The 15280-nt window shown below is 71.7% G+C and carries 13 protein-coding genes; 7 read left to right on the top strand and 6 right to left on the bottom strand.

The window, feature by feature from the left end; all coding sequences use genetic code 11:
- Positions 1-44: 44 nt before the first annotated feature.
- Positions 45-824: an ABC transporter permease gene (locus OG371_RS44380; protein ID WP_329063292.1), complete on the top strand. Its 780-nt coding sequence runs from the start codon at positions 45-47 to the stop codon at positions 822-824.
- Here the strand turns inward: OG371_RS44380 and OG371_RS44375 are convergent.
- A complete protein-coding gene (locus tag OG371_RS44375; protein ID WP_329063290.1) occupies positions 821-1507 on the bottom strand; it encodes a histidine phosphatase family protein in 687 nt (228 codons plus the stop codon). The two genes, OG371_RS44380 and OG371_RS44375, sit on opposite strands and share 4 nt — an antisense overlap.
- Before the next feature lie 128 nt (positions 1508-1635).
- A complete protein-coding gene (locus OG371_RS44370) occupies positions 1636-3525 on the bottom strand; it encodes a Na+/H+ antiporter (protein ID WP_329063288.1) in 1890 nt (629 codons plus the stop codon).
- A 70-nt stretch (positions 3526-3595) separates the two neighbouring features.
- Between OG371_RS44370 and OG371_RS44365 the strand changes: the two genes are divergently transcribed.
- Positions 3596-5017, top strand: coding sequence for a carboxylesterase/lipase family protein (locus OG371_RS44365; protein ID WP_329063286.1), 1422 nt, complete (start codon positions 3596-3598; stop codon positions 5015-5017).
- A gap of 141 nt (positions 5018-5158) precedes the next feature.
- On the opposite strand, the gene OG371_RS44360 is transcribed toward OG371_RS44365, so the two are convergent.
- The 4 genes from OG371_RS44360 to OG371_RS44345 form a co-directional block, all read right to left on the bottom strand.
- Positions 5159-6406: a hypothetical protein gene (locus tag OG371_RS44360; RefSeq protein WP_329063284.1), complete on the bottom strand. Its 1248-nt coding sequence runs from the start codon at positions 6404-6406 to the stop codon at positions 5159-5161.
- Positions 6407-6428: 22 nt separating this feature from the next.
- Positions 6429-6803, bottom strand: coding sequence for a YchJ family protein (locus OG371_RS44355; protein ID WP_329063282.1), 375 nt, complete (start codon positions 6801-6803; stop codon positions 6429-6431).
- Positions 6804-7206: 403 nt separating this feature from the next.
- Positions 7207-7686 carry a ribonuclease HI gene (gene rnhA / locus OG371_RS44350; RefSeq protein WP_091617017.1) on the bottom strand — a complete coding sequence of 160 codons (480 nt, stop codon included), beginning with the start codon at positions 7684-7686 and terminating at the stop codon, positions 7207-7209.
- A gap of 60 nt (positions 7687-7746) precedes the next feature.
- Positions 7747-8577: an HIRAN domain-containing protein gene (locus OG371_RS44345; protein ID WP_329063278.1), complete on the bottom strand. Its 831-nt coding sequence runs from the start codon at positions 8575-8577 to the stop codon at positions 7747-7749.
- A 142-nt stretch (positions 8578-8719) separates the two neighbouring features.
- Here OG371_RS44345 and OG371_RS44340 point away from each other — a divergent pair, with 142 nt between their 5' ends.
- The 5 genes from OG371_RS44340 (at position 8720) to OG371_RS44320 (ending at position 15235) form a co-directional block, all read left to right on the top strand.
- A complete protein-coding gene (locus OG371_RS44340; RefSeq protein WP_329063276.1) occupies positions 8720-9505 on the top strand; it encodes a DUF1684 domain-containing protein in 786 nt (261 codons plus the stop codon).
- Positions 9506-9820: 315 nt separating this feature from the next.
- Positions 9821-10345 carry a DUF4365 domain-containing protein gene (locus OG371_RS44335; RefSeq protein WP_329063274.1) on the top strand — a complete coding sequence of 175 codons (525 nt, stop codon included), beginning with the start codon at positions 9821-9823 and terminating at the stop codon, positions 10343-10345.
- Positions 10342-11436, top strand: a complete 1095-nt coding sequence (locus tag OG371_RS44330) for a hypothetical protein (protein WP_329063272.1) — start codon at positions 10342-10344, stop codon at positions 11434-11436. The genes OG371_RS44335 and OG371_RS44330 overlap by 4 nt, the downstream gene beginning before the upstream one ends.
- Positions 11436-12077, top strand: a complete 642-nt coding sequence (locus OG371_RS44325; RefSeq protein ID WP_329063270.1) for a hypothetical protein — start codon at positions 11436-11438, stop codon at positions 12075-12077. The genes OG371_RS44330 and OG371_RS44325 overlap by 1 nt, the downstream gene beginning before the upstream one ends.
- The gene (locus tag OG371_RS44320; protein ID WP_329063268.1) at positions 12077-15235 is read left to right on the top strand and encodes a helicase HerA domain-containing protein; all 3159 of its coding nucleotides are present in this window, start codon (positions 12077-12079) and stop codon (positions 15233-15235) included. The genes OG371_RS44325 and OG371_RS44320 overlap by 1 nt, the downstream gene beginning before the upstream one ends.
- Positions 15236-15280: the final 45 nt, after the last annotated feature.

Below are 15280 nucleotides of genomic sequence, written 5' to 3'. Positions count from 1 at the left end.
GGCCTGAACGCCGCGATCCGTCCGGCTCGGGCAGGATCACCGGGGTGAACGCCGCGATCGGATTCGGGCCCGCACTGCTGGTGGTGCTGGCCGTGCTCGCACTGGCCGGGGCCGCCGTAGTCCGCTTCGGCGAGCTGGGGCAGGGGCGGGCGGTGCTGATCGCCGCGGTCCGGGCCGTCGCGCAGCTCGCGCTCGTCTCGCTGGTGATCACGGTGATCCTGCGCTCGGGCTGGCTCACCGGGCTGTTCATCCTGCTGATGTATTCGATCGCGGTCGTCACCTCGGCGAGGCGGATCGGTGTGCCGCTCCCGGCGCTGCCGTGGGTGGCGGCCGCGATCGCGTCCGGCGTGGTGCCGGTGCTCGCGCTGGTGCTGGGCTCCGGCGTCGTCCCGCCGCAGCCGATCGCCGTCGTGCCGGTCGCGGGCATCGTGATCGGCGGGACGATGACCGCGACCTCCCAGGCCGCCCGGCGCGCCCTCGACGAGCTCAAGCTGCGGCACGGCGAGTACGAAGCCGCGCTGGCACTGGGTTTCCTGCCACGGGCGGCCGCGCTGGAGATCTGCCGCCCGTCCGCCGGGCAGGCGCTGATCCCCGCGCTGGACCAGACGCGCACCGTCGGCCTGGTCACCCTCCCCGGCGCGTACGTCGGCGTTCTGCTGGGCGGCGCGAGCCCGTTGCAGGCGGGCACCACGCAGGTGCTGGTGCTGCTCGGGCTGCTCGCCGCGGAGGCGGTGGCCGTGCTGGCGACCGTCCAGCTCGTCGCGGCCGGGCGGATCCTCCGCGACGAGCGGCCGGCCAAGAAGCGGTGGTTCGCCCGCCGTTAGCCCAGCGGGGCTTCCAGGTGCGCGGTGTCGTTGAAGCGCCGCACGATCCACCGGTCGCCTTCGATCACCAGGTGCGAGATCGACCCGTTGTCCGCGTTCAGGAAGGTGAACCGGTCGACCGCGCGGCTCGCCTGCGCGAACACCTCGCCGATCACGCCGCCGTGGGTGAAGACCGCGACGCGCCGGTCCGGGTTCGCCGTGGCGATCCGCAGCAGCCCCGCGCGAACCCGCGCGCCGAACGCCTCGTCGGACTCCGCGCCCGGGATGACGTCCCAGCGCTGCTCGGCCCACAGCCGGTCGACGATGGGGTGGCCGTCGGTGGTGTGGCGGCGGAAGAGGCCGTTTTCCCAGTCGCCGAGGTGGATCTCGCGCAGGTCCGGCTCGACCGACGGGGTCAGGCCGAGCTTCTCCGCCAGCGGCGCCGCCGTCTGCACGGTGCGGCGCAGCGTGGTCACGTACAGCGCGTCGATCCGTTCGCCCGCCAGGCGGGCGCCCACGCGGGTGGCGTGCTCCCGGCCCTCGGGCGCGAGGTCGGGATCGGCCTGGCCGTCGACGAGGTCGAACGGCGCGTCGGCCCGCGCCGGCATCGATTCCCCGTGGCGCACCAGGAAAATCTCGGTGGCCCCGGCCGAGGGGCGGAACCGGAACTGGCGGTATTCGACTTCCTGCTCGGGCGTGCTCATGGCCCCGACCCTAATGCTGTGGCCCAAGAGCTCGTGAGTGTCTATGACGGTTCTAACCGTCATAGACACTCACGAGCCTTCGGGTGCCCAACGTTGCGTGGTGCAGCCCTGGCTGTGCCGATCCGGCGTCAGCCGAGCTGCAGGTCCACGAAGCACCACCGCCAGCTCTCGCCAGGCTCGTAGCTGCGCATCACCGGGTGCCTGCTGTCGTGGAAGTGCTGGGTCGCGTGCTTGCGCGGCGAGGAGTCGCAGCAGGCGACGTTGCCGCATTTGACGCACATCCGCAGGTGCACCCAGGTGGTGCCCTCCGCGATGCACGCCGCGCAGCTGTCGGCCGAACTCGGCTCGACCGGCTTCCACTCGTGCGAAAGGTGCTTGCACGAGCCGGCGGTGGCGGCCGGGGTGCTCAGCTCACGTTCGTCCACCAGCGGTTCCTCCTCATCGCGGTCGAGCATCGATTCCTCGATGTCGAGCCGGGCCAGTACCCGCCGCAACACGTCGTCGTCGGCGGTCCCGTTGTCGCGGGCGCTCAGGAACTGCTCACGCTCCACCTCCAGCAGCTGCACGCGCAACCGGCGGTAGGCGTCGCTGGGCGTCTCGGCGAGCGTGCCCTGCCGGCCGAGCTGCTCCCAGGCCGAGTCGGCGCGGTACTGCAGCCGGTCCTGGAGCCGCTGGATCACCTCGGGCGGGTCGTCGGGCGTGCGCAGCTCCTCCAGCCGGGCCAACGCCACGCGGGTCATGTCGTTGAGCACGGCCGCCTCCTGCAGCGCGTCCTCCGCCGGGTCCGGACGGGGCAGCCGCAGCCGCCGGATCAGCAGGGGGAGCGACATGCCCTGCACCACGAGGGTCCCGGCCACCACCACGAACGCCGCCAGCACCAGGACCGCGCGCTGCGGGGTGTCGGCGGGCAGGACGAACGCGGCGGCGAGCGTCACCACCCCGCGCATCCCGGCCCACGCGATCACCGCGGAGTAGCGCCACGGCCAGATCTTCGCCCGCATGGAGTGCAGCCGGTGGCTCAGCCGTTTGGACAGGCCGATGCCGATCATCCACAGCATCCGCGTCACCATCGTCGCGCCGAGTACCGCGGCGCAGATGCCCACCAGCTCCGCGAACGACAGCCCGCTCTTCGCCACTTCGGCGAGGATCCGGCGCAGCTGCAGGCCGATCAGCAGGAAGACTATGTTCTCCAGCAGGAACTGCACCGTCTGCCAGTTGAGCCGGCTGGCCAGCCGCGACGAGCCGGACAGGATCCGCGGCGACCGGTGGCCCAGGATCAGCCCGGCGACGACCACCGCCAGCACCCCCGAGCCGTGCGCCGCCTCCGCCGCCAGGTAGGCGACGAAGGGCACGGCGAACGAGAGCGCGGTGTCGCTGACCGGGTCGTCCATCCGCGCCCGCACCCAGGAGGCCAGCACGCCGATCACGCCGCCCACCACGGCACCGCCGACGGCTGCGAGCAGGAAGTCGAGGCCGACCTGCCACAGCGTGACCGAGCCCGCGATCGCGGCGATGGCCGTGCGCAGGGCGACCAGCGCGGCCGCGTCGTTGAACAGGCTCTCGCCCTCCAGCAGCCGCACCAGCTTGCGCGGCATGCCGACCCGGCGGGCGACGACGCTCGCGGCCACCGCGTCCGGCGGCGCCACGATCGCGCCCAGCGCGATGCCGGCCGCCAGCGGCAGCCCGGGCACCACCGCCCAGGCGACCAGCCCGACGCCGAACGTGGTGAACACGACCAGTCCCACCGACAGCAGCGCGATCGGCCCGCGCAGCTTGCGGAACGCGATCAGCGAGGTCTGGATGGAGGCCGAATACAGCAGCGGTGGCAGCAGCCCGAGCAGCACCACCTCGGGGTCGAGCTGGAACTCCGGCACCCCCGGCACGTACGACGCGGCGACCCCCACAGCCACCAGGCACAGGGGCGCCGACCAGTCCAGCCGCCGCGCGATCGCCGTGACGAGGAGGACCGTCACGACCAGCCCTACCAACCCTGCCGCGAACTCCACGGGGGTAATCATCACCCGGGACCCCGAGGTCGCGCTCACGGGAGCCCCGGAATTGTCGGTGGTGATCGTTAGGCTGGCCCGCGTGAAGACAGTCGAGGTGCGCGGCGGGGCCGTGCAAGGGGAGACCCACGAGGGGACCGCGGTGTGGCTCGGTGTGCCGTACGCCGAGCCACCGGTGGGCGGGCTGCGCTTTCGCGCGCCTCGCCCGGCGCCGCCCTGGGCGGGTGTTCGCGACGCCACGAGGTTCGCCGCGGTGGCACCGCAGCCCGAGCTCACCGGGCGCGGTTTCACCGGCGACGAGGACTGTTTGTACCTGAACGTGTACGCGCCGGACGCGCCCGGGCCGTACCCGGTGCTGGTGTGGATCCACGGCGGGGGCGGGGTAATGGGCTCGCCGCACCAGTTCGGCCCGTCGGCGTACGCGCGGCGCGGGGTCGTGGTGGTGACCTTGGCGTACCGGCTGGGCGTGCTCGGCATGCTGCACCTGCCGGGGGTGTCCGACGGGAATCTGTCGCTGCGCGACCAGGTGCTGGCGCTGGAGTGGGTGCGGGACAACGTCGAGGCGTTCGGCGGCGATCCGGCGCGGGTCACGCTCGCCGGGCAGTCGAACGGCGGCCGGACCGTCGGCACGCTGCTCGCCGTGCCCGCCGCCCGCGGGCTGTTCCGGCAGGCGATCGTGCAGAGCGGCACCGGCGTCGGGTCCGTGGTGCACACGCCGGACGAGGGCGCCGCGGTGGCTTCGGCCGTGCTGGCGGATCTGGACGTGCCGGCCGAGGCGCTCGCAACGTTGCCGGTGAAGCGGATTCTTGAGGCGCAGCAACGGGTTGCGGCCGCGTCGGGCACGTTGGTGACCTATCGCGTGGTGGTCGACGGCTCGTTGGTGCCGGAGCGGCCGGGGGAAGCGGTCGCCGGGGGCGCGGCGCGGGACGTCCGGGTGCTGACCGGCATCACGGCCGACGAGCAGGACCTGTTCTCCTGGCTGCAAAGCGGCGGCGCGAACCTGCTCGGCTCGGGCTCCACGATGCTCGACGCCGCCGCGATCGAGAAGATGACCGCGGCGTACCGCTCGTTGCTACCGGACTGGCCGGAGGATCAGCTCCGCAACCGCGCCCTGACCGCGGGCGATTGGTGGCTGCCCGCGATCCGCCTGGCCGAGACCCAGCACGCGGCGGGCGGCGCGGCCTGGATGTACCGGCTGGACTGGCGGATCGCCCCGCGCGGCCGCGGCCTCGGCGCTCCCCACGGGCTCGACCTGCTGCTGATGTTCGACGACGTGGCCAACCGGAACTGGCGTTTCTTGTTCGCCGCGAAGAAGCCGGACCCCGCCCGCCTGCAAGGGGTCGCGACCGAGATGTTCGAGGCCTGGCACGCCTTCGTCACCACCGGCGACCCCGGCTGGCCCCAGTACGAGCCGGGGCACCGGATGACCCGCCTGTTCGACGACGTCACCCGGACCGTCCCGGACCCGGACCGGGAGCAGCGGCTGTTGTGGGAGGGGGCTTGATGGGACGGTGATCGAATCGGCTGTCGATTGCCTCGACCGGTCCGCCGGAGGTGCTGCGGCGGTGGGCGCTGCTGGCCTGGCGGCCTGGTGGCCGCTCGCGGCGATGACTACCTCGGCGCGTGATCGTGACGGCGGGGCGCCTTAACGGGTCTTTTCGTCTGACTGCCTGACTTGCGCGAGCGCCGCGGCGCGGAGGCAGAGCAGCAACGGAAGTGAGCCGTCGTCGCGCAGCCGTGCGGGGAGGGCGTCCGGGAGCGCCGTACCGGACGAGAGTGCGTGGCCGATCTCGGCGAGGTCGACGTTCAGCATCGTCACGCCTGCGCTGTACAGGCGTTCCGCTCCGCGCGGACGGCGCTCGGCCAGTGTGGAGCTGTCGACCGACAATGTGGTGACGCCGAAGAATTCCGGCTTGGCGCCGCGTTCCATCCACCGCGCGAAGCCGGTGAGGCGAGTCGAAGTGATCTCGTCCGCGGATACGCCGGACTCCTCGCGGAGCTCGCGTTCCATGCCCGCGGCGACGGCGGTGTGCAGGAGCCGCCGCTCGCCACCCTCGGCCGTGCGCAGGTCGCGCGGCTCCAGCGAGCCGCTGCCCGAGGGCGCGAGCAGAAGCCCGCTCACCGAGTTCCGCGCCGACTGCCGGACGGCGACGAGCTTGCCGTCGGTGGTGAACGCGATCGTCGAGACGCCGACGAGGTCGGCGAGCGAACTGCCGGCGAGCGTCCGCAGCGCGCCGGCGGAGTCCGCCAGTTCTTCGCGGCGCAGGTCGTATTCCGCACCGGTCGCTGTGCTGGTGATCCGCAGCGAGGCGAGTTCATTCGAGCAGACGGCGTCGAAGAACCGGGCGCGGTGCAGCACGATCGGTGCCGGGCGCGCGCCCGTGACGGGCAGTGGTTCGCCGCGCATGCCGACGATCGGGCCGTTGAACAGCAGCCGCCCGCGGGCGCGCAGCGGGAGGACGTGCGGTGCGGTGGCCTTGAGCTTCGGCGGCAGCCGGTACGGCTCCTCGGCGACGGTGATGCCGAAGGTTTCCTCGCTCAGCGCCGTGTCGATGGCGGTGCTGAGCAGCGCGGTGCCCCGGGCCGGCACAGCGAGGTACTCCGCGCCCGGATATGCGGGCGGCGGTGGCAGCTCGGCCGTCGGGAACGGCGCGGCGATGGCGGTGAACTCGTAACCGGCCCAGCGCCGCCGCAGCAGGCGGACGTCACGCACGAGCGTCACGATCCCCAGCGCCAGCGCGACGATCGAAAGCACCACGCCGAACGCGCTGGGCAAAACCGTCACGACGCCGAGGACAACGCCGATCGCGGACACGGCAACCGGCCACTCACCGGAGCCGACGAAGGTCAGGTAGTCCGCCTTGGCCCGGGCGCGGCGGGTCAGTTTCCCCATCGGCGCCTTGTTTAGCACGCTTTCAGAGCGCGTCGAGGTAAAACCAGCGACTTGCTTCGCGGACGAAGCGGCTGTTCTCGTGCTGCGCGTCGGACCGGCCGTCGAGCCGGTAGTGCGCCCGGAACTCGACCGTGCCCTCGTTCTGCAGCAGCCCGCCACCTGTGCGCCCGATGATCTCCAGCCCGGTCCACACCCGATCGCCGTCCAACCGCAGTCGCTTCGGCCGGGTAGTCGAGTGCCAGGTTTCGAGCAGATACGCCGAATCCCCGACGGCGAACGCGCAGTACCGCGAACGCATCAGCAACTCGGCAGTCGGCGCGGACCGGCTTCCGTCATGGAGCCGGCCGCAGCACAGGTCATACGGCTCGCCGAGGCCGCAGGGGCAGGAGGTACTCACCGGACCGATTGTGTCGCCAGCTCCTTTGCCCGGGCGACCCAGGTGGCGAACCGCACGGGACCGATGTCCTTCGCCATCTCCCGAGCGCCGTGAAGTTACCCGCGCCAGAACGCGAACGTGACGTACGAGCCGGACGCTTTGGCCGTGCAGGCCCGGGTTCCTCCTTGGCTCGGCGCCAACGCTCAAGGTCGGTGCCCCGCGCCAGAGCGCTCGTCCTGCACGTCCCGCACTCCCTCCGTCTGCCCGGCGGTAGTGGTGTGCCTCGGCATGTCTGGCCAGGATCAGGCCCCAGGCGCGGCGGACTCGCGCCCAGCGGCGCAGGTCGCGCTGGTCCAGCCACGATCTCGCTCGGGCGCCATACCCCCCGGACTCGGCGACTGAGGTCAGGCGGGTCCGGCCAAGATCACGCCCGTGCGCGCCGTACCCCGGATTCGGCGGCTTCTTTCGCGCCGCGCACGGCGAGCTGGTCCGCCTTCTCGTTCTCCGGCAGGCCCGCGTGTCCCTTGACCCACAGCCACTCGACCTGGTGCCGTTCGCCCGCGGACTCGAGGCGCTGCCAGAGGTCGGCGTTCTTCACGGGCTGCTTGGCCTGGGTCTGCCAGCCGTTCTTCTTCCAGCGGGCGACCCATTGCGTGATGCCGTTGCGCACGTAGGTGCTGTCGGTGTAAATCCGCACCACCGACGGGCGCTTGAGGCTCTCCAGCGCGCGGATCGGCGCCATCAGCTCCATGCGGTTGTTGGTGGTCACCGTGGTCTCGCCGCCGTAGAGCTCGCGCTCGTGCCGGCCGTACCGCAGGTACGCGCCCCAGCCGCCGGGGCCGGGATTGCCGCTGCAGGCGCCGTCGGTGTAGATCTCCACAGCCTGTTCGTTGTCCTCCGCCACGCGGCGACCCTACCGATCCGGCCGCCGGAGCTCGCGGAGGCTCGGCCGCGCGCGATCGGTTCACCGGCCCGGCGGCATCCGCAATCCGACCTCGACGCCTCTCGCGGTCCTGATCGTGAACGCTTCACAGGTGACCGCGAGCCCCTGGCCGGTCAGCGCCCGCACCCGGTCGCCGTACCGCTGGGACATGGCGTGCGTCAGCTCGCCGACCCGCGCCCCGTCCAGCCGGACCTCGATCGCCTCCTGCCCGCGGTACTTCCCGCTTCCGATGAGACAGAAGCAAAGCGACGCGATCACGGCCCGCGGTTCGCCCCCGGGAGCCGGTGCGTAGCGCGCCAGCACGTCCTGGTGCGCGTGCTCTTGGGTCACCGTGCACGACCAGTCGTTGTGCAGCAGCACCGCTCCCTCCGTCCGACGGGCGACGAACGGTTCCGCTAACCCGAGCGCGACCCGCAGGTCACGCGGCCGGGAGACGTGCAGGTAGATGCCATAGAACCGCTCGCCGCCACCGGTGATCCGCGCGGCGCAGGTGCCCACGAAACCGCGTTCCCCCAGCGCGAGCAGCGAGGGCTGGTACTCGGCGGCGAGTTCCCGTGGCAGGTAGCCGACTCTGAACGGCTTCCCGTCGATCAAGACGTCGACGCGCACGGCGTGGTGGTCCCATTCGTTTTCGGGCTCGGGTGTGAGCGCCGCCGTCACGGGGAGGTGCTCGTCGAACTCCTGCCCCGCGACCCGGCCACGCGCGGCCGCGAACAGGGCCGGCTGGTAGTGCGATTCCCCGGCGACCGGGAACCGTCCGTCGTCTGGCAACGGCAGGTAATCCGGCGCGTTCGGTGGAGGCGGGGTCAGCGCGACCGTCGGAGGAGCCTTCTTGGTGAACAGCGACCACATTGTCGACCTCCTGGTAGCGCCAGGTAGTCGCCCGCCTGGCGCGGTCCGTTACGCGCAGCGTGCCCGCATGCTGGGACCGGGAATGCCTCGCCCGCCCGGACGTTCCCCCTCACAGCACCGGCGCCGACGAAAGGGGCACGTGATGACCGTGGACTTCGCCCGCGAGTGGCAGGACTGGAAGACCCGGCGCGAAACCGACCTCGCCGATCCGTACGGGTGGCTGGCGCTCGTTTCGCTCGACTGGCTGGAGGACACCCCGCGCGAGTACCCCGGGCTGCCTGGCCGCTGGTGGCAGGACGCGGACGCCGCGTACGTCGACCCGGACGGTGGCGAACTCGTCCACGACGGCGAGCCGATCACTGCCGTGCGCCGGTTCGAGCTGGTCAACAGCGGTGCCGGGACCCGGGTGACGGCCGGTGACCTCGAGATCGAGATCGCGCGCCGGTCCGGGTACCTGATCCGGGTGCACGACCCGAAAGCGCCGGTACTCCAAGCGTTCCACGGCGTCCCGTCCTACGAGCCGGACCCGGCCTGGGCCGTGAAGGCGCGGTTCGAGCCGTTCGACTCGCCGCGGCCCACGACCGTCGGCGCGGTCGTCGAAGGGCTCAGCCACGTCTACACCGCGCCCGGCCGGGTTCGCTTCGAACTCGGCGGCGAGGAGCACACGCTCACCGCGTTCAACGGCAAGAACGGCGGCCTCAGCATCCTCTTCACCGACGCCACCAGCGGCGTCACGACGTACGCGGCCAACCGCTCGCTCCCGGTCGCCGCCCCGTCCGCCGACGGCACGGTGACGCTGGACTTCAACCGCGCCGTCAACCTGCCCTGCGCCTTCACGGACTTCGCCACCTGCCCGCTCCCGCCCGAGGGCAACCGCCTGCCGCTGGCGGTGGAAGCGGGGGAGAAGGTCCCGTACGAACGAGGCTGAATCCGCCGATTGTGCCAGCGCTGGGCCGTGCTCGGACCGGACAATTCCTGTCGTTTATCGGCGGGACGGTGGAGTCGATCATTCCGCCGGGTCGCGTGCGGTGCCGACGTTACCCGGCGGACCTGCGCTTTTCCGGTTTCTGTCGCGTTTTTGTCCGGGAATCAGTACCCGTCATCGGGGCCTGGTTCGTCGAATGGTTTCGTTTCTCGATCGTTGCCGCCGGTGGTCCATCCGGGTTTCCTCCGCTGACAGCGAATAAGCTGCCGCGTAAGCTCTCCTCCGCCGCTCTTCATGATCACAGCCGGGGGAGGTTGTGTGCTGGAAGCCTTGGGTCGCCACGGTAATTTCGGCGAGGATTACGTCCGCACGCTTGCCTCCGCGGCTGGCTTGCTCGTGCGCGCGTACAGTCTCGAGCGGGACGGAATCGACCTCGGCATTCGTTTCCCCGGCCGCGTGAACGGCGTCGCTTCGCCGGGTATCGAAGTGCAGATTCGGGCGTGGCCGGACCCGCGCGAAGCGCCATCCGCAGCGGAATGGGACTTCACCGGAATCACAGAGGTGCAATTCAACCGCATCGCCGGTGACGACTTCACCATCCCGCGGTATCTGGTGCTGGTCAGGGTTCCACCGGAAATCGGCGAGTACGCTGAATTCCGCACGGACGGAATGCTCTTCCGGCACCTGGCCTACTACTGGTCGGGCCGCGACGAGGCCCCCGTCGGCGAGCCCAGCCCCGAGCGCCACCGCTCCGTGCGGGTGCCGGTCGCGAACGTGCTGACCGTCCGCAGCCTGCGCGCGCTGGTCTGCTCGGTGCAGCCGCAGGACGGGAGCGTCGCATGACGGCCGCCCTCGGCGTCTCGGCCATCGCCGACTACCTGCGCGGAACCGGCTGGCAACTCCGCCCGCTCCAGTGGCGCGGCGCGTCGATCTGGACGCGCGACGGCGCCGACGTCCTCGTCCCCGCCCGCGACGGCATGGGCGACGGTGACCTGCGCGTGCGCGAGATCCTCGACGTTCTGGCCGCGGTCGAGGACCGGGCGCCGGGCGAAATCGCCCAGGACATCGGCTCGTCCCCGGCCGACACGCAGCGGTTCCGGTTCCTGACGCCGTTGTCCGGATTCACCACGCTGCGGCACGCGCTCTCGGCCGTCGCACGCATCGGCGGGGCGTTCCGGGCGGTGTCGAACGCCGTCCTCGGGGACCCGTCGTCCGGTGGCGAGGGGTCCGCGGCGGTCGACCGGTTCATGGCCGGGATCCAGGTCGGCACGGGCCGGCCCGGCAGTTACATCGTGCCGGTCCGGGTACCGCTCGGGGAGTCCGACGGCTCCGGGATGCCGCTGGGCCGCCTGGTGACCCAGCGGTTGCACGGCGCGGTCTCCGTGCTCAGCGACCCGGCCGCGGAACCGAAAGCCGACCCGGGCGGGGCGCCGCTTTCCGCGGATCTCTGCGACGTGCTGGGCGCCCTGTCCGACGAGTCCGAGGAACGCTCGTTCGAAATCGGCTTCGGCTGGTCGCGCACCCTGCCGGCAGACCTGCCGCCCGCTGTCTACCGCTTCGAACCGGGCGCCGGCGACCGGCTGCGGGCCACCGCCACCCGTCTCCGGCTGCTCGAAACCCTCGACGACGGCGTGGTGTCCCTGCCCGAGGTGCCCGCCGTCGTCACCGTCACCGGGCTCATCCCGCGTCTGGATCGCGACCACTGGGCGATCGACGTCAGCGCGGACACCCCGCTGGCCGGCACCGCGCGCCGGAAGCTGCACGTCCGGCTGCCCGACCGCCGGACCTACGAGTCCGCCATCGTCGCGCACTACGAGCAGCGCCGGGTCCAGGTCCGGGGAGCGGTGATCCTCCACAGCCGGCGAACCGAGCTGCACGTCACCGATCCCACCGGCTTCACCGTGCTCGACATCGACTCACGAGGAGCGTCTTAATGCCGCAGGACAAGCCGAAGCTGAGCAGCCTCCAGCGCACTCTGCTGTACGCGCTGATGGCCGAGGCCCGGGTGATCTCCAACCCGGAGCTGGACGAGTGTTGCGGACTGCGCATCGTCGGCGAGGACCGCCGCGTGCTCAAGGCGGAGAAACTGGTCACCAGCGAGAAATCGGGCCGGACCTACGAGCACGCGCTCACCGAGCGTGGCTGGACCTGGTGCCGGGCCGAGTTCACCGCGACCCCGGGCGGCCGGCCGGCCCCGCTGGACCGGGTCGTCCACCGGATGACCGCGGCGCTGGACCGGTACCTGTCGGCCAACCGGCTCACCATCGACCAGCTGTTCACCGCCGAGGTGCCCGAGCTGGCCGAGGAAGACGCCGAAGCGTCCATTGTGGACCGGGTGCGCCGGGCCTATGCCGACCTGGCCGCCGAGCCCGAGGACTGGGTGAGCCTCACCGACTTGCGCCGGCAGCTCGACGGCCTGCCCAGGCACGAGGTGGACCAGGTGCTCAAGGACCTGGACGGCAAAGGGGGGACGCTCATCCCGGAGGCGAACCAGAAGACGCTCACGGCCGAGGACCGCGCGGCCGCGGTCCGGATCGGCGGTGAGGACAACCACCTCCTCTCGATGGCGGAGTGATGAGCGCCGGGCCGAGGGAAGCGCTGGAAGCGCTGCGCGCCGATTCCGCGCTGACCCAGGAGCACGTGTGGACGACGCAGCCGGTCCACGTCCGGTCCCTGAACGCCGAGGCGCAAGGCATGCTCGCCAAAGGACTGCGGGCCGCGGCCGACAGCCAGGGGCCGAGCCCGATCGGCGTGGTGCTGAACGGACGGCAAGGGGCGGGCAAGACACACCTGCTCGGCTGGTTCCGCCAGCAGCTGCGCGCCGAGGGCTACTTCTTCCTCAGCAACCTGGGCGACGTCAGCGGGTTCTGGGCGGACATCGCCGACGCGATCCTGCACGGGCTGATGGAGGACGGCCGGAACGGACAGAACCAGCTTGGTGTGTTCCTCCAACGGATCTGCGCACTGGCGAAGGTGCCGCCGCCGCTCGCGGCGGCGGTGCGGGGCGAGACGGAGCTGACCCCGCGTGAGCTGGACCAGTTCATCGCCGCGCTGAAGCGGTACGACCGGCGGGTCGCGTTCGACTGCCAGGACGTCGCCCGCGCGCTGGTCCTGCTGGCGGCCGACGCCTCGCGGCTGAACACCATCGGGGAGGACCGGCTGCACTCGGCCGAGGACCTCGACCCCGAGGACCGGCGGACGTGGGGGTTCCGGGCCGCTGCGCCGTCGCCGCGGGAGGTCGTCGGCGACGTGTCCAAGCTGCTGGCGCTGACCGGCCCGAGCGTGATCGCCGTGGACCAGATCGACACCTTCGTCGCGCAGTCCCGGAAGCGGACCACCCAGATCGGCTCGGCGCAGGACGACGAGGAAACCGAGACGAAGATCGAAGAGGTCGCCGACGGCCTGATGCTGCTGCGCGAGGAGACCCGGCGGACGCTCACGGTCGTCGCCTGCCTGCCCCAGACCTGGGATCTGATCAGGAACAAGGCGGTCGCGTCGGTGCGGGACCGGTTCACCGCGTCGTCGGTGCTCAACCGGCTCCAGGACGACGGGATCGGCCGCGAGCTCGTCGCGTCCTGGCTCCAGCGGACCTACGAGCGGATCTCGTTCGCCCCCTCGCACCAGACCTGGCCGGTGGCTGAGTCGGCGTTCGCCGGGATCAGCACGCTGACCCCGCGCGAGGTGCTGAACCGGATCTCCCGCCACGCCGAGGCGTGCCTGCAGAGCGGGGAGATCCGCGAGCTGGTGACGTTCGACGAGTCCGCGCTGGAGGTGCTGCCGTTCGACGGCGTGGTCTCGGGCGAGCTGCCTTTGCCGTCCACGGCGGACCTCGCGCCGTTCGACGCCCGGTTCGAAGAGCTGAAGGCCGCCGCCGACGTGCGCGGCCCGCTCGACCCGGACCGGGAGGACGAGGCGGTGCCCCCGCTGCTTCGCGCCGCCCTGGCCGCGTGGGTCAGGGAGCGTGGCTCGGAAGGCGAGTGGACCGTCGACCCGCCGCCCGCGGGACGGCGGCCCTCGCTGCACGCCCGGCTCCGGTGGACCGTCGACGAGGACGAGACCGAAGAACGGTGGTCCTTCCGCGCGGCGTCGAGCAACGACGGCCGCAACGCGGTGAGCCGGCTGAAGAACGCCATCACCGCGTCCGGGGTGCACGACGGCGGCGGACGCCATCTCGTGCTGATCCGCAACATCCCGTGGGCGCGGGGCGCGGCCACGCAGGAGCACCTCAAGAAGATGACCGTGGCCGGTGGGCTTTCGGTGCCGATCACCGAGCAGGACCTCCGGGTCTTCTCGGCGTTGCAGGTCATGTCGGAGGAGCAGCGGCCTGGTTTCTTCGACTGGCTCGGCGCGCGCCGGCCCGCGTCCGGGAGCGAGTTGCTGTCCGCGGTCTTGCCGGACCTCCCCGGAGGTGTGCCCGCCGAGCCTGTTGCCGAGCCTGTTGCGCGGGCAGTCGAACCTGCCGCGCCGGTCGTCGACGAGCCCGGTTCTTCCGCGATGCCTACCGGCGTCCCCACGGTGCCGGTCGGCCGGCTGGCCGCGGACGGGTCGACGGTCGGCGTCCCGCTCGAAACCCTGCGCAAGCACGTGATGATCTTCGCCGGCTCGGGTTCGGGGAAGACCGTGCTCATCCGCCGGCTGGTCGAGGAATGCGCGCTGCAGGGCGTTTCCTCGATCGTGCTGGACCTCAACAACGACCTCGCGCGCCTCGGCGACCCGTGGCCGTCGCCGCCGGCGAGGTGGGGCGAGGGGGACCGCGAGAAGGCCGCCGAGTACCTCCGTGGCACCGAGGTTGTCGTGTGGACGCCGGGAAAGCAGAACGGCCGGCCGTTGAGCTTCCCGCCACTGCCGGACTTCGCGGCCGTGCTGGACGATCTTGACGAGCTGGAGTTCGCTGTCAACGCCGCGGTCGCGTCACTGGCGTCGAGCGCGCGGGTGGGCGGGAAGACGGCGAAGGCGGACCGGGGCCGGGCGGTGCTCCGGCAGGCGTTGCAGTACTACGCCGGCACCGGCGGCCGGAGTCTCGACGGGCTGATCGACGTGCTCACGGACCTCCCGGACAGCGTGAGCGGCCTGGCCAACGCCGGCACCATCGCGGCGGACCTCGCCGAGAACCTGCGTACCGCGCAGATCAACGACCCGGCGCTGCGCCGGTCGGCGAACCCGGTCGAGCCGGGTTCGCTGCTGATCCCGTCCGAGGGCCGGCACGCGCGGGTGTCGGTGGTGAACTTCGACGGCATCCCGGACCGGGAGGAGCAGCAGAGCTTCGTCAACCGGCTGCAGCTGGAACTGTTCGCCTGGATCAAGAAGAACCCGGCGCGGGACCGCCCGCTCGGCGGCCTGCTGGTGATGGACGAGGCGCAGGACCTGGCCCCGTCGACGAGCCACGCGGCCAGCACGGACAGCAGCATCCGGCTCGCGTCGCAGGCCCGGAAGTACGGGCTGGGCATGATCCTCGCGACACAGGCGCCGAAAGCCGTGCACAGCCGCATCTCCGGCAACGCGACCACGCAGTTCTTCGGCCGCCAGAACACCGCCGCCCACATCGACGCGGCGCGGGAACTGGCCCGCAACAAGGGCCGCGACCTGACCGACCTGGCCACCCTCCCACCCGGCACCTTCTACGTGACGAGCGACAACATCCGGTTCCAGAAGGTGCGCCCGCCCTTCTGCCTCAGCCACCACCCGGCCACGACCCTGACCGGAGACGAGGTGGTCGACCGCGCCCGGCGGTGAGGCTGTCGGCCGGAGCCGGCGAACGACGTCCGGTGGCGGGAAGGC

Source organism: Amycolatopsis sp. NBC_01480, assembly GCF_036227205.1.
Classification (GTDB): Bacteria; Actinomycetota; Actinomycetes; order Mycobacteriales; family Pseudonocardiaceae; genus Amycolatopsis.
This window is presented reverse-complemented; position numbering and strand designations above follow the sequence as displayed.